This window comes from Tessaracoccus rhinocerotis (genome assembly GCF_007197885.1).
GTDB classification, from domain to species: domain Bacteria; phylum Actinomycetota; class Actinomycetes; order Propionibacteriales; family Propionibacteriaceae; genus Arachnia; species Arachnia rhinocerotis.
Genome location: NZ_VKKG01000004.1, coordinates 197,538 through 218,830 on the forward strand (window position 1 = coordinate 197,538; position 21,293 = coordinate 218,830).

15 protein-coding genes are annotated in these 21,293 nt (G+C 68.2%); 10 read left to right on the plus strand and 5 right to left on the minus strand.

Annotated elements, in window-relative coordinates; genetic code table 11:
- Window positions 1-4 precede the first annotated feature (4 nt).
- The gene (locus FOJ82_RS10835) at window positions 5-934 is read right to left on the minus strand and encodes a carbohydrate ABC transporter permease (RefSeq protein ID WP_143938503.1); all 930 of its coding nucleotides are present in this window, start codon (window positions 932-934) and stop codon (window positions 5-7) included.
- A gap of 15 nt (window positions 935-949) precedes the next feature.
- Window positions 950-1,969 carry an ABC transporter permease gene (locus FOJ82_RS10840; RefSeq protein ID WP_143938504.1) on the minus strand — a complete coding sequence of 340 codons (1,020 nt, stop codon included), beginning with the start codon at window positions 1,967-1,969 and terminating at the stop codon, window positions 950-952.
- Window positions 1,970-2,295: 326 nt separating this feature from the next.
- On the opposite strand from FOJ82_RS10840, the gene eccCa reads away from it, so the two are divergent.
- A complete protein-coding gene (eccCa, locus tag FOJ82_RS10845) occupies window positions 2,296-6,417 on the plus strand; it encodes a type VII secretion protein EccCa (RefSeq protein WP_143938505.1) in 4,122 nt (1,373 codons plus the stop codon).
- 126 nt (window positions 6,418-6,543) lie between these two features.
- Here eccCa and FOJ82_RS10850 read toward each other — a convergent pair whose 3' ends face one another.
- Complete coding sequence (locus tag FOJ82_RS10850; protein ID WP_185975741.1) at window positions 6,544-7,827, minus strand: S8 family serine peptidase; 1,284 nt, start codon at window positions 7,825-7,827, stop codon at window positions 6,544-6,546.
- 62 nt (window positions 7,828-7,889) lie between these two features.
- Here FOJ82_RS10850 and pheA point away from each other — a divergent pair, with 62 nt between their 5' ends.
- From pheA to FOJ82_RS10880, 6 genes are all read left to right on the plus strand, one after another.
- Complete coding sequence (pheA, locus tag FOJ82_RS10855) at window positions 7,890-8,804, plus strand: prephenate dehydratase (protein WP_143938507.1); 915 nt, start codon at window positions 7,890-7,892, stop codon at window positions 8,802-8,804.
- 22 nt (window positions 8,805-8,826) lie between these two features.
- Window positions 8,827-9,387, plus strand: a complete 561-nt coding sequence (locus FOJ82_RS10860; RefSeq protein WP_143938508.1) for an MOSC domain-containing protein — start codon at window positions 8,827-8,829, stop codon at window positions 9,385-9,387.
- A gap of 251 nt (window positions 9,388-9,638) precedes the next feature.
- Window positions 9,639-10,622, plus strand: coding sequence for an ABC transporter permease (locus FOJ82_RS10865; RefSeq protein ID WP_143938509.1), 984 nt, complete (start codon window positions 9,639-9,641; stop codon window positions 10,620-10,622).
- 3 nt (window positions 10,623-10,625) lie between these two features.
- Window positions 10,626-11,561: an ABC transporter permease gene (locus tag FOJ82_RS10870; protein ID WP_221933127.1), complete on the plus strand. Its 936-nt coding sequence runs from the start codon at window positions 10,626-10,628 to the stop codon at window positions 11,559-11,561.
- Window positions 11,558-13,465 carry an ABC transporter ATP-binding protein gene (locus FOJ82_RS10875; RefSeq protein ID WP_143938510.1) on the plus strand — a complete coding sequence of 636 codons (1,908 nt, stop codon included), beginning with the start codon at window positions 11,558-11,560 and terminating at the stop codon, window positions 13,463-13,465. Before FOJ82_RS10870 ends, FOJ82_RS10875 begins: the two co-directional genes overlap by 4 nt.
- 202 nt (window positions 13,466-13,667) lie before the next feature.
- Window positions 13,668-15,446 carry an ABC transporter family substrate-binding protein gene (locus FOJ82_RS10880; protein ID WP_143938511.1) on the plus strand — a complete coding sequence of 593 codons (1,779 nt, stop codon included), beginning with the start codon at window positions 13,668-13,670 and terminating at the stop codon, window positions 15,444-15,446.
- Window positions 15,447-15,543: 97 nt separating this feature from the next.
- Here FOJ82_RS10880 and FOJ82_RS10885 read toward each other — a convergent pair whose 3' ends face one another.
- Entirely contained in the window at window positions 15,544-17,082 is a 1,539-nt protein-coding gene (locus tag FOJ82_RS10885) for a bifunctional phosphatase PAP2/diacylglycerol kinase family protein (protein ID WP_143938512.1), read from the minus strand.
- Window positions 17,083-17,114: 32 nt separating this feature from the next.
- Here FOJ82_RS10885 and serS point away from each other — a divergent pair, with 32 nt between their 5' ends.
- A complete protein-coding gene (serS, locus tag FOJ82_RS10890) occupies window positions 17,115-18,389 on the plus strand; it encodes a serine--tRNA ligase (RefSeq protein ID WP_143938513.1) in 1,275 nt (424 codons plus the stop codon).
- A gap of 14 nt (window positions 18,390-18,403) precedes the next feature.
- On the plus strand, window positions 18,404-19,165 hold the full coding sequence (locus FOJ82_RS10895) for an HAD family hydrolase (protein WP_185975758.1): 762 nt from the start codon (window positions 18,404-18,406) through the stop codon (window positions 19,163-19,165).
- Between the two features lie 133 nt (window positions 19,166-19,298).
- Here FOJ82_RS10895 and FOJ82_RS10900 read toward each other — a convergent pair whose 3' ends face one another.
- A complete protein-coding gene (locus tag FOJ82_RS10900) occupies window positions 19,299-19,853 on the minus strand; it encodes a WhiB family transcriptional regulator (protein WP_185975742.1) in 555 nt (184 codons plus the stop codon).
- A gap of 394 nt (window positions 19,854-20,247) precedes the next feature.
- Here FOJ82_RS10900 and FOJ82_RS10905 point away from each other — a divergent pair, with 394 nt between their 5' ends.
- A complete protein-coding gene (locus FOJ82_RS10905) occupies window positions 20,248-21,252 on the plus strand; it encodes an aldo/keto reductase family protein (protein WP_143938516.1) in 1,005 nt (334 codons plus the stop codon).
- The last annotated feature ends 41 nt before the right edge of the window (window positions 21,253-21,293 follow it).

Genomic DNA, 21,293 nt, shown 5'->3' on the forward strand with positions numbered 1-21,293 from the left:
AGCGTCAGCCCTTGACGGCGCCGAGCATGATGCCCTTCACGAAGAACCTCTGGAAGAGCGGGTAGATGAAGATGATCGGGAGGACGACGATGACCGAGACGGTCATCCGGATCGACGTCGGTGTCTGGGTGGTCGCCGCCGAGGCCACCATGCCCAGGTTGCCCTCGGCGTTCTGGGCGGCCTGCGCCAGGCTGCTGGCCTGGTTGATGAACATGTAGAGCTGGTACTGCAGCGTGTACAGGCTCTGGTCGGTGATGTAGAGCAGCGTGTCCTGGAACGAGTTCCACTGCGCCACGGCGGAGAAGATCGCCACGGTGGCGAGGATCGGCGTCGTGTTGGGCAGGATCACCCGGAAGAAGATCTGCAGGATGTTGGCGCCGTCGACCTCGGCCGCCTCCTGCAGCGACCGGGGCATCGACTCGATGTAGGTCTTGACCAGGATGATGTTGAACGGCTGGACGATGAACGGCAGCACGTAGACCCAGAAGTTGTTGGTCAGGCCGAGGTTCTTCATGATGATGAAGACCGGGATCAGGCCGGCGTTGAAGTACATGGTGATGATCACCGCCCGATACCAGAACTGGCGCTTCCACATCCTGTCCTGGGTGAACATGAATCCCAGGAACCCGGAGGCCAGCACCGTCGCGACGGTGCCGATGACGGTGCGCGCCACGCTCACCGCGGCGGCCGAGGGCAGGCCGCCCAGGTCCAGGACCTGGGTGTAGTTCTCCAGGTGGAAACCGGTCGGGAACAACCGGACGCGGCCGAGTGCGGCGACGTCGTTGGCGCTGACGGAGTTGATGATCAGGTAGTAGAACGGGTAGGCGCAGACCACTGCGAACAGCGCGAACACCAGGTAGTTGAACAGCTTGAAGGGGATGTCGCCGCCCGAGCGGTCGATGCCCCGGGCGCGGGGGAGGCTGAGGGTGGTCATCGGTGTTCCTTCCGGCTAGACCAGCGACTGGCCGCGAACCCGCTTCGCGACGACGTTGACGACGACGAGCAGGATGACCGAGATCAGGCTCTTCAACATGCTGATGGCGGTGGCCAGCGAGAGGCTGTTGCCGGTGATGCCGATGTTGTAGACGTAGAGGTCGAGGACCTGGATGGTCTCCTTGTTGAACGCGTTCTGGAACACGTAGTACTGCTCCATGCCGTTGTTGAGCAGGTTTGCGATGGAGAGCATCAGCAACACCAGGAACGTCGGCATCAGCTGCGGGACGGTGATGTACCACATGGTCTGGAAGCGGCCGGCGCCGTCGATGCGGGCCGACTCGTACATCTCCTGGTCGATGCCGGAGATGGAGGCGAGGTAGATGATGGCGCCCCACCCGAGGGTCTTCCACACGCCCCAGGCCGTCATGGTGAGCCAGATGTTCTGGTCCGTGTCCAGGAACTTCAGTGGGGCGGTGATCAGGCCCGAGTCCAGCAGGACGGTGTTGACGAGGCCGCCGGTGGTGAACAGCGAGAACGCGATCATGTAGACCAGCACCCACGAGATGAAGTTCGGCAGCGTGGTCAGCGTCTGCACCAGGTTGCGGAACCACTTGGCGCGGACTTCATTGAGGAAGACGGCGAAGGCCAACGGCAGGATCGACGTCGCGATGCCGAGGAAGCTCATGGCGAGGGTGTTGGCCATCACCTGCCCGATCTGGGCGACCTGGGTGGGGGATCCGACGAGCATCTGGAACCACTGCAGGCCCACGAAGTCGCTGCCCCCGAGGCCGAGGGCGGGGCGGTAGTCGTAGAGCGAGTAGACCCAGCCGTAGAGCGGGAAGTACGAGAACAGGAACACCAGCACCAGGAACGGCGCCACGCACAGGAACATCCCGAACGACTTCTTGCGGCGTCGCGCCGGGGTCCGCCCGGACGGGGGGGCCTCGCCCCCGTCGGGCTCCTTGGTCCCGGCCCGGACCACCGCGGCAGTCGGATCCACGGGCCCGGCCGACCCCAGCGGCTGCGTCGTCATCGTCATCCGACGGCTTTCCCGGACGCGGGCCGCGCCATCGGCCTCACGGGCTCGTCATGCTGATCCATCGATGCCACTCCTTCGTGTGCTCGCCGCGACAATGCGGTAATCGAATCGCTTCGACAGTGATCGTAAGCAATGGTTCGGCGCCCTGTCAATAGCGGGGGCCGGGTTTGAGAGCGCGCTCTCTTGAGTCTGGCAGCGATCGTCGGCCGCGCCGGGGAGGTCCCCGGCACGTGGAGTCCGGCCGCACGGAACCGCCCTTGGGTTAGTCTCGCTGTCGAGACTTTCTACTTGCAGGACTGCTGGACAGGGGCCACGACTCGATGGGTGTCATCACTTTCAACAGGCCGAAGCGCGTCACTCCGCCGGCGATGCCTCGCGGCGACCTCCTGCTCGAGTCCCCGCCCGAGATCCCGCCGCCGACGGCGTCGAAGCCGTTCGGCACCGTGCTTCGGATGCTGCCGATGGTGGCCGGCGGACTCGCGATGGGCCTGATGTTCATGGGCGGTGGCATGACGGGTCGCGGCCCGCTGGGCGGCATCATCTCGGGCCTCTACGCCGTGTCGATGATGGGCATGATGATGTCGCAGATGGGGCGCGGCAACGACGAACAGGCCAGCCAGCTCGACGCCAACCGGCGCGACTACTTCCGCTACCTCTCCCAGACCAGGCGCAACTTCGCCAAGACGGCCGCCGAGCAGCGCTCCAGCGTCGCCTACCGCCACCCGGACCCCGACAGCCTCTGGACCGTGGTCGGCGGCACCCGGATGTGGGAGCGCCGCACCGACGCCGAGGACTTCGGCTCCGTGCGCCTGTCCGTGGGCACCCAGCAGTCGGCCAAGCGGATCACCCCGCCCGAGTCCCAGCCCATCGAGGACCTCGAGCCGCTGACCACCGGCGCGCTGCGCCGGTTCATCCGCACCCACCGCGTCATCCAGTCCGTCCCGCTGGCGGTCGACCTGCGTGGCTTCCGCGGCATCCGCCTGGTCGGCGACGAGGAGGCGTGCCGACGGCTCGCGTTCAGCATGGTGGCCCAGCTCGTCACCTGGCACGCGCCCACCGACGTCTCGCTGATGGTGGCCTCCGCCAAGGCACACCAGGACGCTTGGAGCTGGGTGAAGTGGCTACCCCACCTGCAGCACCCCACCGAGACCGACGGCGTCGGCTCGTTGCGGATGTTCGCCACCGGAGCCGCCGACCTCTCGCCGATGGCCGTCTCCGCGCAGGCCTCCGACGTCGTCCCCGCGCTGATGGTCGTGGTCTCCGACGGCGTCGAGGGTGTCAACGCGCACCAGTTCGCGACACCGTCGACCAAGGCCATCACCGTCGAGGTCACCGGCGAGACCGAGCTCCCCAAGCGTCTCGAGCAGGGCGTCGCCGTGTTCGAGGTGCGCGAGGACAGGATCACCCTGCACCGCCGCACCAGCAAGACCCCGCACGCGGTCACGCCGTTCGGCCATCCGGACCAGGTCACGCCCGTCTACGTCGAGATGCTGGCCCGCGCCATGGCCCCCTACCGGATGCCCGTGGCCACCGGCGGCGGTGAGGAAGAGGGGGAGACCCAGGCGGTCGTGTTCGAACCGCCCAAGGACTACCCGGCGATGCTCGGGGTGGGTGACCCGCTCACCCTCGACGTCCGCCAGGCCTGGCGCCCACGCCCGCTGCGCCAGCACCTGCGGATCCCGTTCGGGACCGCCGACGACGGCCGCCCCGTCGAGCTGGACATCAAGGAGTCCGCGCAGGGCGGCATGGGCCCGCACGGCATCTGCATCGGCGCCACCGGCTCGGGCAAGTCCGAGTTCCTCCGCACGCTCGTGCTGGGACTGGCGATGACGCACTCCACCGAGCAGCTCAACTTCATCCTCGTCGACTTCAAGGGCGGCGCGACGTTCCTGGGCCTCGACAGCCTGCCGCACGTCTCCGCGGTCATCACCAACCTCGAGGGCGAGCTCAGCCTGGTGGACCGCATGGCCGACGCCATCGGAGGCGAACTGGACCGCCGCATGGAGGTGCTGCGCTCCGCCGGCAACTTCAAGAACCGCGAGGACTACGAGAACGCCCGCCAGGCCGGCGCCGACATTCCGCCGATGCCCAGCCTGTTCATCGTCGTCGACGAGTTCTCCGAGCTGCTCGCGGCGCGTCCCGAGTTCATCGACCTGTTCGTGCAGATCGGCCGCGTCGGTCGATCCATCGCGGTGCACCAGCTGCTCGCCTCCCAGCGCCTCGAGGAGAACAAGCTGCGCGGCCTGGACACGTTCCTGTCCTACCGGATCGCGCTGCGCACGTTCTCGCCGGCCGAGTCCCGCACCGTCATCGGCGTGCCCGACGCCTACGAGCTGCCGACGCCGCCCGGCAACGGCTACCTGAAGTACGACACCACCGGCATGACCCGCTTCAAGGCGGCCTACGTCTCCGGACCCTGGCACGGCAGCCCCAGCGGGCCGGTGGCTGAGTCGGGCGACCCCGGCCTGGACGGCCTCGGCCTGCCCGTGGAATCGAAGGGCTGGGTGCCGCCGGTGCTCGAGTTCACCACCGACTACGTCGTGCCCGTGAAGGCGCCCGAACCGGAGGAGAGTCCTCTCGACCCGGTGGGCCTACCCGAGCAGGTGGAGCCGACCCAGGTTCAGACTGAGGACGAGGAGGAAGAGGAGGAGACGCTCCTGTCCATCGCCGTCGGTCGACTCAAGGGTCACGGCTGGCCCTCCCACAAGGTCTGGTTGCCACCGCTGGACGACCCGCCGACGATGGACCAGCTCCTGGGCGGCCTCGTGGAGGTCGAGGGCCGTGGACTCACCGTCGAGAACCGCGCGATCCACGGTGCGCTGAGGGCGCCCGTCGGCCTGATCGACAAGCCGCGCCAGCAGCGTCGGGACCCGTGGTGGATCGACTTCTCCGGCTCCGGCGGCAACCTGGCAGTCTCGGGCGGTCCGCAGTCGGGCAAGTCGATGGCGCTGCGCGCCGGCGTCGCGGGGCTTGCGCTCACCCACACCCCGCAGGAGGTGGGCTTCTACGTCCTGGACTTCGGCGGCGGTGGCCTCACGTCCATGCGCAACCTCGCCCACATCGGCTCGGTGACCGGCCGCCTCGACGTCGACCGCGTGCGCCGCACCGTCGCGGAGATCACGTCGCTGCGGTCCGCGCGCGAGCTGCAGTTCGCAGAGCTCGGGATCGACTCGATGACCACCTACCGCCGCGGTCGGCGCGACGGCTCGATCCCGGCCGACCGGTTCCCATCCGACGTGTTCCTCGTGATCGACGGCTGGGCCACCCTGAAGACCGAGTTCGAGAGCATCGAGCCGCAGGTGCAGGCGCTCGCCAACGGCGGCCTCGGCTTCGGCATCCACGTCTGGGTGGCGGCGGCCAAGCTGTCCGAGATCCGTGCCGCCACGAAGGACGCGCTGCAGAGCAAGATCGAGCTCAAGCTCGGCGACCCCTTCGACTCCGAGATCGACCGCAAGATCCAGGCCATCATCCCGACGGGCCGCCCCGGCCGCGGCATCACCCACGGCGGCCTGCACACGCTGGTCGGCCTGCCCCGCATCGACGGCGTCGAGGACGCCACCGACGTCTCCACCGGGCAGCGCGGCTTCATCAACGCCGTCAACGCCGCCTGGAAGGGCCCGCGTGCGGCCGAGGTCCGGATGCTGCCCGAGCAGCTCAGCCTCACCGAGGCGCTGCCCGAGATCACCCACGACGGCGTGCACCGCACCATCCCCTACGGCATCGACGAACTGGAGCTCGCCCCCGTCGTGCTGGATCCCAACTCGGAGCCGCACCTGGCGATCTTCGGTGCGCCGGAGTGTGGCAAGTCCAACCTGCTGCGCACGATCGTCCACGGCATCACCAAGCGGTACACGCCCAAGGAAGCCAAGATCATCATCGTCGACTACCGGCGGTCGCTGCTCGGGGAGATCGAGACCGAGCACCTCATCGGCTACTACCCGTCCGCCTCCGCGGCGGCGCCGATGCTGCAGCAGGCGGCCGAGGCCGTCCGCGCCCGGCTGCCCGGGCCCGACGTCACGCAGCAGCAACTGCGCGACCGTTCGTGGTGGACCGGGTCCGACATGTTCGTGATCGTCGACGACTACGAGCTGGTCGCGACCCAGTCCGGCAACCCGATGGCACCCTTCGGCGACCTGATCAACCAGGCCGGCGACATCGGCCTGCACATCATCCTCGCCCGCGGCATGGGTGGGGCCGGTCGCGCCGCGTTCGGTGACCCGCTGATCACCAAGATGAAGGAGTCCGTGAACCCGGGCCTGATCATGAGCGGCACCAAGGACGAGGGCCAGCTTTGGTCCGACGTCAAGCCCTCGCCGATGCCTCCCGGCCGCGGCACGCTGATCACCCGCACGTTCAAGGGCCTGATCCAGACGGCCATCTACGACGGTGAGTCCCCGAACCACCCGGACCCGGAGCCCGCCCGCGTCGCTGCCATCCAGTAGGACCCCGACCCGACACGCCGCAACTCGTTCTGCCAGGGCTGACGCTCGCCCGTGCGCCCAGCTCGCCCCCGTTCGAGTGGTTTGCCTCCGTTGCAGCGGAGGCGAACCGAGGTAGCGGTGGCGAGATCAGCGAGAGGCCCGGTTCCGCCTGACAGCCGCCGGCACGGTGAAGGCGACCACCATCCCCAGCCCGGTGACCAGCAGTGCCCCGACGCCGACGCCGACTCCGATGTAGGCCGGCACCATGTTCGGCCTCGGCGGGTCGGGCAGGGTCACGTTGGTGTTGGTGGTGCCGTCGGAGCCGGGGTTGGGGACCTGTGGCCGTGCGACCCCGGTCAGTGCGCGCATGGGGTTGACGATGCCGTAGCCGATCCTGCTGTCGGGGATGGTGTTGGGCGGCGGGTCGGCGGTCACCTGGAGCCGCTGCTTCACGTCCTCGGGACTCAGCCCGGGGTAGACCTCGAGCAGGAGTGCGACGACGCCACTCACGATCGGAGCGGCGAACGACGTGCCGAGGATCCCGCTCTCATAGGCCTGGTTGGAGTACGGCGCGTTCTGCCTCGGCATCGACGGCAGCAGCGCCATCAGGTCCGCGCCCGGCGCACCGATCGACACGGACTGCCAGGGGTAGCTCATCGCGTGCGGCGCGTCGGTGCGGTCCACCATCCCGACGGAGATCACGCCGTCGAAGGAGGCCGGGTACGGGGCGCCGCTGATGCCCTGGTCGGCGTTGCCGGCCGCGGCGACGACGATGATGCCTGCCTCGATCGCGGCCTCGACGGCTGCCCGGTACTGCGGGATCAGGGGGTCGGCCCCGCCCGCGGACTGCGACAGGTTGATGATGTCGACGTCCTCCTCGATGGCGTTGCGGACCGCCGCGATGGTGGCGTCGAGGGTGTCGTTCTCCCCGCCGGAGTCACCGCCGCCCGAGGTGGACAGCACCCGGTAGGAGATGATCTCGGCGTCGGGGGCGATGCCGGAGAAGTCGGTGCGCACGTCGTAGGGCTGCCCTCCGGAGCGCCCGGCGGCGATCAGGGAGGCCACCTTCGTGCCGTGGTCGCAGTCGACGCCGCCGGCCTCGCCGTCCTTCTCCGACATCCCGCCCAGGTAGTCGTAGGTGCGCACTCGCGAGGCGTCGAGGAAAGGGGTGCCCAGAGGGGACATCCCGGTGTCGATGACCGCCACGGTGACGCCCTTGCCGGTGGCGATCTGCCAGGCCTCGGGCATGTTCAGCCGCTCCAGGTGCCAGGCCTGCGTCACCTGGCCGTCGGCGGTGGGCTGGTAGGAGCGGCAGTCCTCCGCCCGGAAGAGCGACAGCTCCGGTTCGGCGGCCGCGTTGCCCGCGAGCTGGGAGGCCAGCACCGCGCCGACCATTGCGGCGGCGACGATTCTTCCCACGACTCGCTTCACGCACGCCAGAATATCCGGCCACGGTCCAGACCCGTCCTCGACGGGTGCCATATCGTGGGGGCGTGCTCGGATACTTCGGCCCCGCGGGGACCTTCACCCACCAGGCGTTGCTCACCATCACCGACGAGGAGGCCATGCCCTTCGCCAGTGTCCCGGAGGCGCTCGACGCCGTCCGCGAGGGCCAGGTGGACGGCGTCGTCGTCCCCATCGAGAACTCCGTGGAGGGCGGCGTCACTGCGACCCTCGACAAGCTCGGCAACGGCGCCCCGCTGCGGATCGTCGGCGAGGTGGTCATCCCCGTCGAGTTCGGCCTCTACGTCAGGGAGGGGACCCAACTCGACGACGTCCGCAACGTCCTCACCCACGGCCACGCCGCCGCCCAGTGCCGCGACTGGCTCGCCGTCATGCTCCCGGAGGCCACGGTCGTCGAGGCCGGATCGACGGCGGGGGCCGCCATGGAGGTGTCGAACCCGGACTCGCGCCACGACGCCGCGGTCTGCGCCCGGGTCGCCGGCGAGATGTACGGGCTGGTCGAACTGGTCCACGGCATCGAGGACAACCCGGGTGCGGTCACCCGGTTCGTGCATGTGGCGAGGCCCGGGCCGCTCCCGCCGCGCACCGGGGCGGACAAGACGACGCTGGTGGCCTACATGCGCGAGGACCACTCCGGCGCGCTCCTGGAGATCCTCGAGCAGTTCGCCGGCCGCGGCGTGAACCTGACGCGGATCGAGTCCCGTCCCACCAAGACCTTCCTCGGCAGCTACTGCTTCAACATCGACGCCGAGGGCCACCTCCACGACAAGCGCATGGCCGAGACCCTGATGGGGCTGCACCGCATCTGCCGCGAGGTCATCTTCCTCGGCAGCTACCCGCGGGCGGACAAGCAGGAACCCACCCTCCCGCGCGGATTCGACGACAACGCCTTCAGCCAGGCGGCCGATTGGCTCGCCACCCTCGAGTCCGAGCAGCCCGGCTGAGGCCCTGACTAGCATGGCGGGCATGCCCAGCCTTCTTGCCGTCTGCGTCGTCCACCAGCTCCTGCCGGATGCGGCCGGGGTCGGCGTGACGGCGATCGACAAGCGCCCGGTCGCCGGCCCCGTGAAGGTGGGGCCGTACGGTCTGCACGCCGACGTGCAGGCGGACCGCAAGCACCACGGCGGGCTGGACAAGGCCCTCTACGCCTACGCGCAGGAGGACGCCGAGTACTGGGAACGGGAGTTGGGGCGCGAGTTGGCCCCGGGTTTCTTCGGTGAGAACCTGCGCACCGAGGGCATCGACGTCAACGCCGCCCGGATCGGCGAGGTCTGGCGCATCGGGGAGCAGGTGCGCGTCGAGGTCACCATGCCACGGACCCCCTGCCAGACCTTCGCGCGCTGGGTGGGCGGCGAGCAGGCGCGCGGGTGGGTGAGGCGGTTCTCCGATGCCCGCCGACTCGGTCCGTACCTGCGGGTCCTCGACAAGGGGCGCGTCCGGGCGGGCGACCCCGTCGTCGTGGAGCACCGCCCCGACGGCGCGCCGACCATCATCGACGTCTATCGTGCCCCGGCGTCGGCCCGCTGAGCGCCGCCCCGCGCGGCGGTTTCGACAGGTTCCCGAACGCAAATTTGCAGCAATCAATTTCGCTGAGGGTGCAGGTCGGTGTAGGCTCCCGAGGATGCTTGGGACCCCAAACGTTGGTGCCGAAAGCCCACGGGAGGACAGCCCTCGCGGCACACTGGGTCCTGGTGTTGTGACCCGCAACGCCAACACCGACCCGTTGTCGCGTCGACTAGCCTCGAGCCGCCTGAAGTAGAAGAGAAAGAACCGAACCCTTGGTCAAGTATCTGATCCGCCGATTCCTCGGCTGGTTGCTGATGATCGTCGTCGCAACCAACCTGACCTACTTCCTCGCATGGGGCTACCTCGACCCGCGCAGCAACTACGTGGGCCGCCGTCCGCCGCTGTCCGAGCAGCAGATCGTCCAGCAGCTCCTGCCGCGCAACCTGAGCGACACCGTTCCGCTCGTGGAACGCTGGTGGAACTGGTTCACCGCCATCGTCACCCGCTGGGACTGGGGGGTGAGCCCCGTCGGCCAGGTGGTCAACGAGCAGGTCGCCTTCCGCATGTGGGTGAGTGCTGAGCTGGTGCTCGGGGCCACGATCCTGACGACTGTCCTCGGCATCGCGCTCGGCGTCTACACCGCTTCGCGCCAGTACCGACTGGCTGACCGCGTTGGCCAGGCCACGTCGATCGTCACCATGAACATCAACATCGTCGTCGCGGCCCTGGGCATCGTGCTGCTCGCGATCGCGCTGAACAACGCCGTCGGCAAGCGCATCTTCTACGTGACGGGCTCGGGCAGCAGGGGAGTCGAAGGGTTCTTCCCGAAGCTGATCGACATCCTGCAACACCTGACGTTGCCGACGATCGCCCTGGTGCTGATCGGTTACTCCGGCATCCACTTCCTGCAGCGCTCCCTGCTGCTGGACAACATCAAGGCCGACTACGTGCGCACCGCGCGCGCCAAGGGCCTCACCAAGCAGCAGGCCATCCGCAAGCACGCGCTGCGCACGTCGCTGATCCCCGTGGCCACGCAGGTGGCCTTCACCATCCCGACGGTGTTCACCGGGGCGGTGCTGACGGAGACGATCTTCGCGTGGAACGGCATGGGCCGCTACTTCATCGAGACGATCTCGAACAACGACATCCACGGCACCGTCGCCATCGCGGCGTTCGGCGCCTTCCTGACCGCGATCGGGGCGCTGCTGTCCGACATCGCCGTCGTCGTCCTGGACCCCCGAGTGAGGGTGAGCTGACCCATGTCCGACATGATCGACCCCCAGGTCCACGAGAAGGAACTCGAGTTCGAGCCGGGCAACGAGCCGGCCGCGCGCAAGCGCATGTCCAAGTGGACGCTCTACTCGCGTCGCTTCCTGCGCAACAAGCCGGCCGTCGTCGGCATCTTCATCTTCCTGCTGCTGGTGGCATTCGCGATCGTCGGCCCGATGATGACCGAGTACGACCACATCGACATGGACTTCCTGAACCTGTCCACCGGTCCGTCCGCCGAGCACTGGTTCGGCACCAACGCCTCCGGCAACGACAACTTCGCCCAGGTTTCCATCGGCCTGCAGCGATCGCTGATGATCGCCGTGACGGTCTCCGTCGGCGTCACGGCGCTGTCGGCCGTCATCGGCACCGCCGCCGCCTACTTCGGCGGCTGGACCGAGCGCACCATCCTGCTGATCATCCACTTCCTGATGGTGGTCCCCAGCTTCCTGATCCTGGCCATGATCTCGAACGACTCCGGTGGTGACTGGAGGGTGATCGCCTTCCTGATGATCTTCGTCGTGGGCTGGTTCTTCCCGGCCCGCGTGATCTGGACGATGGCGCTGTCCCTGCGTGAGCGCGAGTACGTCCACGCCGCCCGCTACATGGGCGTGCGCGGGTTCCGGATCGTCCTGCGCCACCTGCTGCCGAACATCGGCTCGCTGCTGGTGATCAACTTCACGCTCGGTATCGTCTCGGCGGTCATGACCGAGACCGGTCTGTCGTTCCTCGGCTTCGGCGTGAAGATCCCCGACGTCTCGCTGGGTGCGCTGATCGGGTCGGGCGCCAACACCATCACCAGTGCCCCGTGGCTGTTCTACTTCCCGGCCGCTGCGCTCACCCTGCTGACCGTCTCGATGGCGCTGGTCGCCGACGGCCTGCGTGACGCCCTCGATCCCACCTCTGCCGCAGGAGGCCGCGCATGAGCCCCGTCCTGTCCGTCAAGGACCTCAAGGTCAGCTTCCCGAGCGAGGCCGGCCGGGGCGACGCCGTGCGTGGCGTCACTTTCGACCTGGAGGCCGGCAAGACCCTCGGCATCGTCGGCGAGTCCGGTTCCGGCAAGTCCGTCACGTCGCTGGCCATCATGGGCCTGCTCGACGAGAACGCCAGGATCACCGGATCGATCATCTACGACGGCATGGAGTTGCTCGGCAAGTCCGACAAGCAGCTCTCCGCCATCCGCGGCAACGGCATGTCCATGATCTTCCAGGACCCGCTGACCTCACTCACGCCGGTGTTCACCATCGGAGACCAGCTGGTCGAGGCGCTCACCGTGCACCGCAAGATGGACAAGCAGGAGTCCTGGAACCGCTCCATCGAGCTGCTCGAGGCCGTCGGCATCCCGAACCCCGAGCGCCGGATGAAGGCGTTCCCGCACGAGTTCTCCGGCGGCATGCGGCAGCGCGTGGTCATCGCGATCGCCATGGCCAACAACCCCAAGCTGATCATCGCCGACGAGCCGACCACGGCACTCGACGTCACCATCCAGGCGCAAGTCCTCGACGTCGCCCAGAAGGCGCAGGACGAGACCGGCGCCGCCATGATCATGATCACCCACGACATGGGTGTGGTGGCCCGCACCGCCGACGACGTGCTGGTGATGTACGCCGGCAAGCCCGTGGAGATGGCGCCCGCCCACGAGCTGTTCCACAAGACCCGGATGCCGTACTCCATCGGCCTGCTCGGCGCCATCCCGCGCGTGGACAAGAAGGAGAAGCAGCCGCTCATCCCGATCCAGGGCAACCCGCCGCTCCTGATCGGCCTGCCCGACGAGTGCCCCTTCGCCGATCGCTGCCCGATCGCGATCCCGGAGTGCCGCGCTTCCGAACCTGCCCTGCTCCCCGTCGACACCGGCACCGGCGGAAACCACCTCGCCGCGTGCATCCGCAAGCACGAGATCTCCGACGGCGGCCGCATCGGCAACGGGACCGTCTACCCGATCCCGGAGCAGTTGGAGAGCGAGCTCACGCTCACGCCCCGCGAGGAACGCCCCGTGGTGCTGGAGGTCAGGAACCTCACCAAGACCTTCCCGCTGCTCAAGGGCGCGTTCCTGAAGCGCAAGGTGGGCGAGGTGCGCGCGGTCAAGGGCGTCAGCTTCGACGTCCGCGAGGGCGAGACCATGGCCATCGTGGGCGAGTCCGGGAGCGGCAAGACCACCACGCTGCTGCAGATCATGGACTTCGAGAAGCAGGCCGACGGCGACATCATCATCGCCGGCACCAGTGTGAACGACATCAAGTCCGGCAAGCAGGAGCGTCTGCTGCGCCGCGACATCCAGATCGTGTTCCAGGACCCGATGGGTGCCCTCGACCCCCGCATGACGGTGGCCGACATCATCGCGGAGCCGCTGCAGGCCATCGGTACCAACCGCGGCGACGCCAACCGTCGCGTCGACGAGCTCATGGACCTCGTCGGACTCGACCCGGCCCACAGCGACCGTTTCCCGCAGGCGTTCTCCGGCGGCCAGCGGCAGCGCATCGGCATCGCGCGCGCCCTGTCCACCAGCCCCAAGCTGATCGCCCTCGACGAGCCGGTCTCCGCGCTCGACGTCTCCATCCAGGCGGGCGTCATCAACCTGTTGGACGAGTTGAAGGCGAAGCTCGGCGTGTCCTACCTGTTCGTCGCGCACGATCTGTCCGTGGTGCGGCACATCGCCGACCGCGTGGCCGTGATGTACAAGGGTGACTTCGTGGAGCATGGCGACGTGGACGACGTGTTCGACAACCCGCAGCACCCCTACACGAAGTCGCTGTTGTCGGCCATCCCGGTCCCGGATCCCGACATCGAACGCGGTCGTGAGCGGATCATCTTCGACCCCGACAACATCTGAAATCCGCACCCGGCACGGCGCCCGCCCCCATTCACGGGGCGGGCGTCGTGGCATTTCGGCGCCCACAACGGGGGACGACTGCGTCCCCGACGATTACTGTCCGGTAACAGTTTGGCCGCTGGGGCCTGAATAGTTCGAGAACTGGGCACATTCCGAACTATGCTCCCGGTCATGACATGCGCCGAAAGGCGAAAGGAGCAATATGAAGCAGCCAAAGCTGTTGAGGGCCGTTGCCCTCAGCGCCGCCGCCCTGCTGGCACTGAGTGCCTGCGCGAGCGACGAGCCCACTGACGACACCACGGGCGAACCCCAGGAGACCACCGGGACCTCCGCCGAGGAGACCCCCACCGACGGCGCCACCACAGAGGGTGGCACCAACGAGGGCGAGGGCGTCGCCGCCGCCGACTACAACGCACAGCCCCGCGAGAACCTCGAGCAGGGCGGCGTGGTCAACTTCCCGATCAACGAGATCCCGGCGCAGCTGAACGCGTTCAACAGCGACGGCTCTGCTGACACCGCACGCATCGCAGCGTGGTACATGCCGCAGATCCTGCTGCAGGAGCCCGACGGCACCCCGTACAAGCACGACGCCTACCTCGACGAGTGGAGCAACGAGATCGTCGACGGCAACACCGTCCTGACCTTCACGTTCACCGAAGAGGCGACGTGGAACGACGGCACCGCCATGGACTGGACCGCCATCGACGCCACGTGGAAGGCCAACCGCTCCAACGACGAGGGCTTCAACCCGAACGCCACCGACGGCTACAAGGCCATCGCCTCCGTCGAGCAGGGTGACACCCCCAAGACCGCCATCGTCACCTTCGACGGCGAGTTCGCATGGCCCCAGATGCCGTTCCTGACCGGGATCCTGCACCCCGCCGTGAACACCCCCGAGATCTTCAACGAGGGCTTCATCGACGAGCTGCACCCCGAGTGGGGCGCCGGCCCGTACAAGGTCAAGGAGTTCGACCCGAACACCGACTTCGTCTCCTTCGAGCCGAACGAGCTGTGGTGGGGCGACGAGCCGATGCTGGACGAGGTCACCTTCACCGGCATGGAGGCATCCGCCTCGATCAACGCGTTCCTGAACGGTGAGATCGACATGGTCGGCACCGGCACCAAGGACCGTCTGGCCCAGGTTGCGGACATGGAGGGCGTCGTCACCTACCGCGCCCAGCAGACCGCGAACACCCTGATCCAGGTCGACGCCGACAAGCCGATGTTCTCCGACATCAACGTCCGCAAGGCCTTCTTCATGGCCATCAACATCGAGCAGCAGAAGCAGATCGCCTGGAACGGCCTCGACTACAACGAGGACCCGGCCGGTTCGTTCACCCTGTTCTCGTTCCAGCCCGGGTACAGCAACTCCCTCGAGAACGCTGGCCTGAGCTTCGACGTCGAGGGCGCCAACGCACTCCTCGACGAGGCCGGCTGGACCATGGGCGATGACGGCATCCGTGAGAAGGACGGCGAGAAGCTGTCCGTCGTCTTCCCGCTGTTCTCGGACGACCCGACGCAGGAGGCACTGTACAAGTCGATCCAGGCGCAGCAGAAGGCCGTCGGCATCGACGTCGTCATCGACACCCGTTCGTCCGCGGACTTCTCCAACGACTACACCACGAAGAACTGGGACATCGTGTCCCTGCGCTTCACCTCGTCCGATCCGTTCGGTGCTGCCTGGTTCTGCCAGCTGTACTGCTCCGACTCCGGCCTGAACCTCTCGGGTACCGGTAGCCCGGAGATCGACGAGCGCATCCACAACGAGCTGGAGACCCTTCCCACCGCCGAGGAGCAGACTGCCAAGGCGATGGAGATGGAGGCGGAGATCTTCGCCGAGACCTGGGGCATCATCCCGCTGTACAACGGCCCGTCGATCTCGACGGCCAAGGAGGGTCTGGCCAACCTGACCCCCGAGCCCTACGTGGGCCTGGACCTCTTCGGCGTTCAGCCGGTTGAGAATGTTGGTTGGGAGGCCTGAGGCCAGTCCCTCAGCCTGATCCCGGGAACGGGGCCGGTGGTTTCGACCACCGGCCCCGTTTCCTGTCCCCGGCGGAGACGCGCTGCCCGCGGACGGGTCAGAGCGGCAGCCGCAGGCTGAGGGCGCCGGGCAGGACCTCGAAGTCGAGCCTGGCAGCCTTGCCGATCACGTCGCCGTCGAGTTCGTAGAGCTGCTCGGACTCGAGCTCGATCAGCACCTTCCGGGCGGTGGCGCGGATGAGGGTCTCGGGCTCGCGGCCACCTGTGATGACGGCCGACGCCAGCTGCGTCAGCTCCATCCGATTCTTCGGGGTGGCCACCAGCACGTCGAGGATCCCGTCGTTGGCGCTGGCCTCCGGCACCAGGGTCAACCCCGCCTGCAGGTCCGAGACGTTGCAGACCATGGTCAGCGATGCCTCCGCGAGGATCGGCTCACCGTCGTCGATGGTGACCTTGGTGGAGACCGGATTCACCTTGATGTGGTTGAGGGCCGCGGCGACGTAGGCCGCCACGCCGATCTGGCGCTTCAGGTCCTCATCGGTGTCGTTGAGCACTGCCGCGTCGGCGCCGACGCCGCACATCACGACGGCGTGGTCGTCGTCGCGGCCGGGAGTGCGCACGCACATGACGTCGATCTCGCCCGTGCGGCCGTCCAGGGCGATGCCGAGGGCGCGATCGAGGTCGGTGGGGATACCCATGTTGCCCGCCAGCAGGTTCCCGGTTCCCGAGGGCAGGATGGCGAGGGTGCCGTCGGTCCCGGCGAGCGCACCGCAGACCACGCGCACGGTGCCGTCGCCGCCGGCCACCATGATCAGGTCGGGCTCGCCGCGCAGCGCCTCCTCGGCCATCGCCCGGCCGGCGTCGTCGACGGTGGTGGACAGCCACACGGGCGGCTCCCAACCGCGCTCGGCGAGGCGACGCTCCACCAGGTCCTTGAAGATGGTCTGGTCGATGACCTTCGTGGGGTTGTAGACGATGGCGGCGCGACGACCCTCACCGTCGGCGGCGGTGCCACGCGGCACGTGCACGTCGGACACGAGGCAGGCGAGGGAGGCGGTGAGTCCGCCCAGCAGGATGCCGCCCGCCACGTCGCTGACATGATGGGCGCCCATCAGGAGCCGATCAGCGGCCACGACGGCGACGAGGACCGCGCCCCCGATGCGCGCCGCCAGCACCGTCACCGGGCTCCTGCGGGCGACGGTGACCACCACGACCACCATGATCGCCCCCGCCATCACGGCTGCGAGGTGGGAGGACGGGTAGGACCAGCCCTGCTGCGTGATGAGGAAGTCCCACGGCGAGCCGGGGCGCTCGCGGGCGATCAGTTCCCTGGCCAGTGCGGCTGCACCGAAGGTCAGCGCCACGCACAGCACGAGCGCTGCTGCCAAGCCGGTCAGCTGGCGCCTGGCGGCCCAGAAGGCGATCACCAGGAGGGCGACGTGGACCACGCTCTGGGTGGTGACGATCGCAATGGCGGAGCCGATCTGGCCCAGCCAGTGCTCCTGCTGCGGCGGCTCCCACGGCCACAACGCGTCCAGGCCGTCGAGCGTGGGCAGCAACAGTGTCCACACCACGAAACCCACTGCGAAGGCCGCCGTGGAGCCGATCGTGAAACGCGCCGGGTGCCACTTGGTCATGCCCGATTCTCGCACTGAGTAGGCTATGGCGCATGATCGATCCGAAGTGGCTGCGCAACAATCCCGACCTCGTCCGGCGCTCGCAGGAGGCACGCGGCGAGTCCGTCGAGATCGTTGACGAACTGCTCGCCGCGGACGAGGCCCGTCGCTCCGGCATCGCGGCCTACGAGTCGCTGCGGGCCGAGCAGAAGGAGCTCGGAAAGTCAGTGGCCCGGGCGCAGGGTGACCAGAAGGCGGAGCTTCTGGTGCGCACCAAGCAGCTGGCCGCCGACGTGAAGGTCGCGCAGGCCGCCTCCGACGCTGCCGGCGCGCGTTTCGACGAGCTGATGGCGCAGGTGGGCAACATCGTCCTCGACGGCGTCCCCCGCGGTGGCGAGGACGAGGGCACCGTCATCGAGACCGTAGGCACCCCGCGCGACTTCGCGGCCGAAGGCTTCGAGCCGCGCGACCACCTCGAGATCGGGGAGCTGCTCGGCGCCATCGACATGGAGCGCGGCACCAAGATCTCCGGCTCGCGCTTCTACGTGCTCACCGGCGTCGGTGCCCAGCTGGAGTTCGCACTGCTGAACCTGGCCATGGCCAAGGCTGACGAGTGGGGCTTCACGCAGATGATCCCGCCCGCGCTGGTGAAGCCGTCGGCCATGGCCGGCACCGGCTTCCTCGGTCAGGCGGCCCAAGACGTCTACCACTTGCCCGACGACGACCTCTACCTGGTCGGCACCTCGGAGGTGGCGCTGGCGGCCTACCACTCGGACGAGATCCTCGAGGCCGACACCCTGCCGCGCCAGTACGCGGCGTTCAGCCCGTGCTTCCGCCGCGAGGCCGGCTCGCACGGCCGCGACACCCGTGGCATCTTCCGCGTCCACTGGTTCGACAAGGTGGAGATGTTCGTCCACTGCCGCCCGGAGGACGCGGAGGAGTGGCACCAGAAGCTGCTCGCCTTCGAGAAGGAGTTCATCACGGCCCTCGAGATCCCGTTCCAGGTGCTGGACGTGGCCTCGGGCGACCTCGGTCTGTCGGCTGCCCGCAAGTACGACTGCTACGCCTGGCTGCCCACCCAGCAGCGCTACCGCGAGATCACGTCCACCTCGAACTGCACCCAGTTCCAGGCCCGGCGGCTCGGCATCCGGTATCGGACGGACAACGGCACCGAGCCGGTGGCGACGCTGAACGGCACCCTGTCCGCGATGACCCGGATGATCATCATGCTCCTGGAGAACCACCAGCAGGCCGACGGCTCGGTGCGCGTTCCCGAGGCCCTGCGTCCCTACCTCGGAGGGCGCGAGATCCTCACCGTCGCCGCATGAGCTTCCGCCCCGCGCTGGTGGCGCTCGACATCGACGGCACCCTCGTCGACGCCACGGGCCGCATGCCCGAAGACCTCCGAGACGCCGTGCGCGCCATCGCCGAGGGCGGCACCCCCGTCGTCCTGTCCACCGGGCGTTCCTGGATCGCCACCGAGCCGATCGCCGAGCACCTCGGGCTGCCGCCCGGTTTCTCGGTGGTCTCCAACGGCGCCATGGTGGTGCGGAACCCGCCGCTGGAGATCGTGTTCGAGGAGCGCTTCGACCCCGCGCCGACGCTCGCCAAGGCGGCGGAGCGGGTGCCGCAGGCGCGCATCGCGGTCCAGGACGGACTGCACTGGCGGGTGAGCCAGGAGTTCCCCGAGGGCGAGCTGCAGGGCGATGTGGTCGTCGAGAGCCTTGAGGAACTCGCCGCGCGACCGGTCTCGCGGATCGTGATCCGGGACCCCGACAGCACCGACGAGGACTTCCTCGAGCAGGTCGGCGACCTCGGGCTGCACGAGGTGTCCTATTTCATCGGCTGGTCCGCCTGGCTGGACATCGCTCCCGAGGGGATCGACAAGGCTCACGGCCTCCAGCGGGTGGTGGACGAACTCGGGATCGCACCCGGTGACGTGCTCGCCATCGGCGACGGCCGCAACGACCACGAGATGCTCACCTGGGCCGGCCGCGGCGTCGCAATGGCCGACGCGGCCGAGGAGACTCGCGCGGTGGCCGACCACGTCACCGGCCGCTTCGACGACGGCGGCACCCTGGCTGAGCTGCGCCGCTGGTTCTGATCCGTCAGTTGGTCGAGTCGTGCCGCGCGAGGAACGAGCCGGCGCGTGTCGAGACCACACCCACCCCCGCTGGACGAAACGGACCCCCGAGCCAATCCGGCTCGGGGGTCAGTCGTTCAGCGGGGGGTCTGGGTCAGGCGGCCGCACTCCTACGGGTGCCGTTCACGACGTCGGCGGCCACAGCCATGACCTCCTCGGGGGTCACGGTGCGGGACTCGTTGGTCCGGGTGGGCAGTCCCTCGCGCTCGATGCGGCGCAGGTGGCGCTTCACCGTCGAGACGGAGCAGCCGACGCGGGCAGCGATTGCGCTGAGCGGCTCGGTGGGGTTGGCCATGCGGAGGCGGTGGATCTCGGCGCGGTCGAACTGACGGCCCGAGGTGACGCCTGCGTAGGAATCGAAGTCGTCGTCGGCGAGGTTGACGCCCAGCCGGGCGCGGATCTCCTGGCGCTGGCGCTTGGTGGTGCCGGCGACGAAGCCGCTCACGTCGAACTTGGTGACTGCGTCGGTCAGGCACTGGGCCTGCAGGGGGCACTGTGCGCACATTTTCTCGGCCTGGGTGCGAAGCATCGCCTGCTCGCGTCGGTTGGCCTGGTTGCTGACGCCCTGGCTCTCGTCGAGAAGCGGGTGCAGGAAAATGTTGCTGAACTCAACGCACGCAGTGATCTGCTGGTTCGTGTCGACTGTCACTTGAGGCTCCCTTCCATCCCCCGAGCTTTCCCACGGGGGCCTGATTGGACTGTCTATATCCAGAGTGGCGGAGTTCCGTTCGGTTGGGCAGATGAAATCGTGGGGGCAACTACCCGACTTGATTGGGTACTGATTACCCATGGAATTAGGTACGGGTACTCATTGGAGGGCCTCGACCCAGATGCATCGGACAAGGGCTGATGTTCACCTTGCGTTCATCGTCGCCGTCACAGTACCCAATCACTGGGTCAACGCCACGCCCGGGCGCGGGAGCGCGAGCCGGGCCGCCGCCCGGGTGGTTACGGGCGTCCCACCGGGCGCCCACCCGCGCCGGGACGGGCGTGGCCTAGTAGATTCGGCCACGAGACGAATAGCCATCGAACAGGAGACAGACATGGAGTACCGCAAGCTCGGCAACTCGGGGTTCAAGATCAGCGCCGTCACCTACGGCAACTGGCTCACGCATGCCTCGCAGGTCGAGAACGAGCGGGCCCACGCCTGCGTGCGCGCCGCCCTGGACGCAGGCATCACCACCTTCGACACCGCCGACACCTACGCGAACACCGCAGCCGAGGTGGTCTTGGGCGAGGCGCTCAAGGGCCAGCGGCGTGAGTCGTTGGAGATCATGACGAAGGTCTACTTCCCGACCGGCCCCAAGGGCCCCAACGACACCGGCTTGTCCCGCAAGCACATCCGCGACAGCATCAACGGGTCGCTCACGCGCCTGCAGACCGACTACGTCGACGTGTACCAGGCCCATCGCTTCGACGTCGAGACCCCGCTCGAGGAGACGATGCAGGCGTTCGCCGATGTCGTGCGCCAGGGCAAGGCCCTCTACATCGGCGTCAGTGAGTGGACCGCCGAGCAGCTCCGCGCCGGCCACGCGCTGGCGACGGACCTCGGCATCCAGTTGATCAGCAACCAGCCCCAGTACTCGATGCTGTGGCGAGTCATCGAGGACAAGGTGGTGCCGGCCTCGGAGGAGCTGGGGATCTCGCAGGTGGTCTGGTCCCCGGTGGCCCAGGGCGTCCTGACCGGCAAGTACCTGCCCGGCCAGCCGGTTCCCGAGGGCAGCCGCGCCACCGACACCAAGGGCGGGCAGAGCATGATCTCCCGCTGGATGCGCGACGACGTCCTGACCGCCGTGCAGGATCTCAAGCCCATTGCGGACGACCTCGGCATCACCATGGCGCAGCTCGCCGTCGCGTGGGTGCTGTCCAACCCGAACGTCGCCACCGCCATCATCGGCGCGTCGCGGCCGGAGCAGATCGCTCCCAGCGCGGAGGTCAGCGGACTCAGCCTGGACGCTGACGTGCTGGCCCGGATCGACGCGGCGCTGGGTGACCTCGTCGAGCGGGACCCGGCGCTGACCACTGCCCCGGAGGCACGCCTGAGCTGATCGAAGGGCTCCCCGGGGCGAGGGCCCTGGGGCACCCCGTC

Coding starts and splice junctions, on each gene's coding strand:
- FOJ82_RS10835 (WP_143938503.1), bottom strand. CDS start 934: ATGACCACCCTCAGCCTCCCCCGCGCCCGGGGCATCGACCGCTCGGGC.
- FOJ82_RS10840 (WP_143938504.1), bottom strand. CDS start 1,969: ATGACGACGCAGCCGCTGGGGTCGGCCGGGCCCGTGGATCCGACTGCC.
- eccCa (WP_143938505.1), top strand. CDS start 2,296: ATGGGTGTCATCACTTTCAACAGGCCGAAGCGCGTCACTCCGCCGGCG.
- FOJ82_RS10860 (WP_143938508.1), top strand. CDS start 8,827: ATGCCCAGCCTTCTTGCCGTCTGCGTCGTCCACCAGCTCCTGCCGGAT.
- FOJ82_RS10870 (WP_221933127.1), top strand. CDS start 10,626: ATGTCCGACATGATCGACCCCCAGGTCCACGAGAAGGAACTCGAGTTC.
- FOJ82_RS10875 (WP_143938510.1), top strand. CDS start 11,558: ATGAGCCCCGTCCTGTCCGTCAAGGACCTCAAGGTCAGCTTCCCGAGC.
- FOJ82_RS10880 (WP_143938511.1), top strand. CDS start 13,668: ATGAAGCAGCCAAAGCTGTTGAGGGCCGTTGCCCTCAGCGCCGCCGCC.
- FOJ82_RS10885 (WP_143938512.1), bottom strand. CDS start 17,082: ATGACCAAGTGGCACCCGGCGCGTTTCACGATCGGCTCCACGGCGGCC.
- serS (WP_143938513.1), top strand. CDS start 17,115: ATGATCGATCCGAAGTGGCTGCGCAACAATCCCGACCTCGTCCGGCGC.
- FOJ82_RS10905 (WP_143938516.1), top strand. CDS start 20,248: ATGGAGTACCGCAAGCTCGGCAACTCGGGGTTCAAGATCAGCGCCGTC.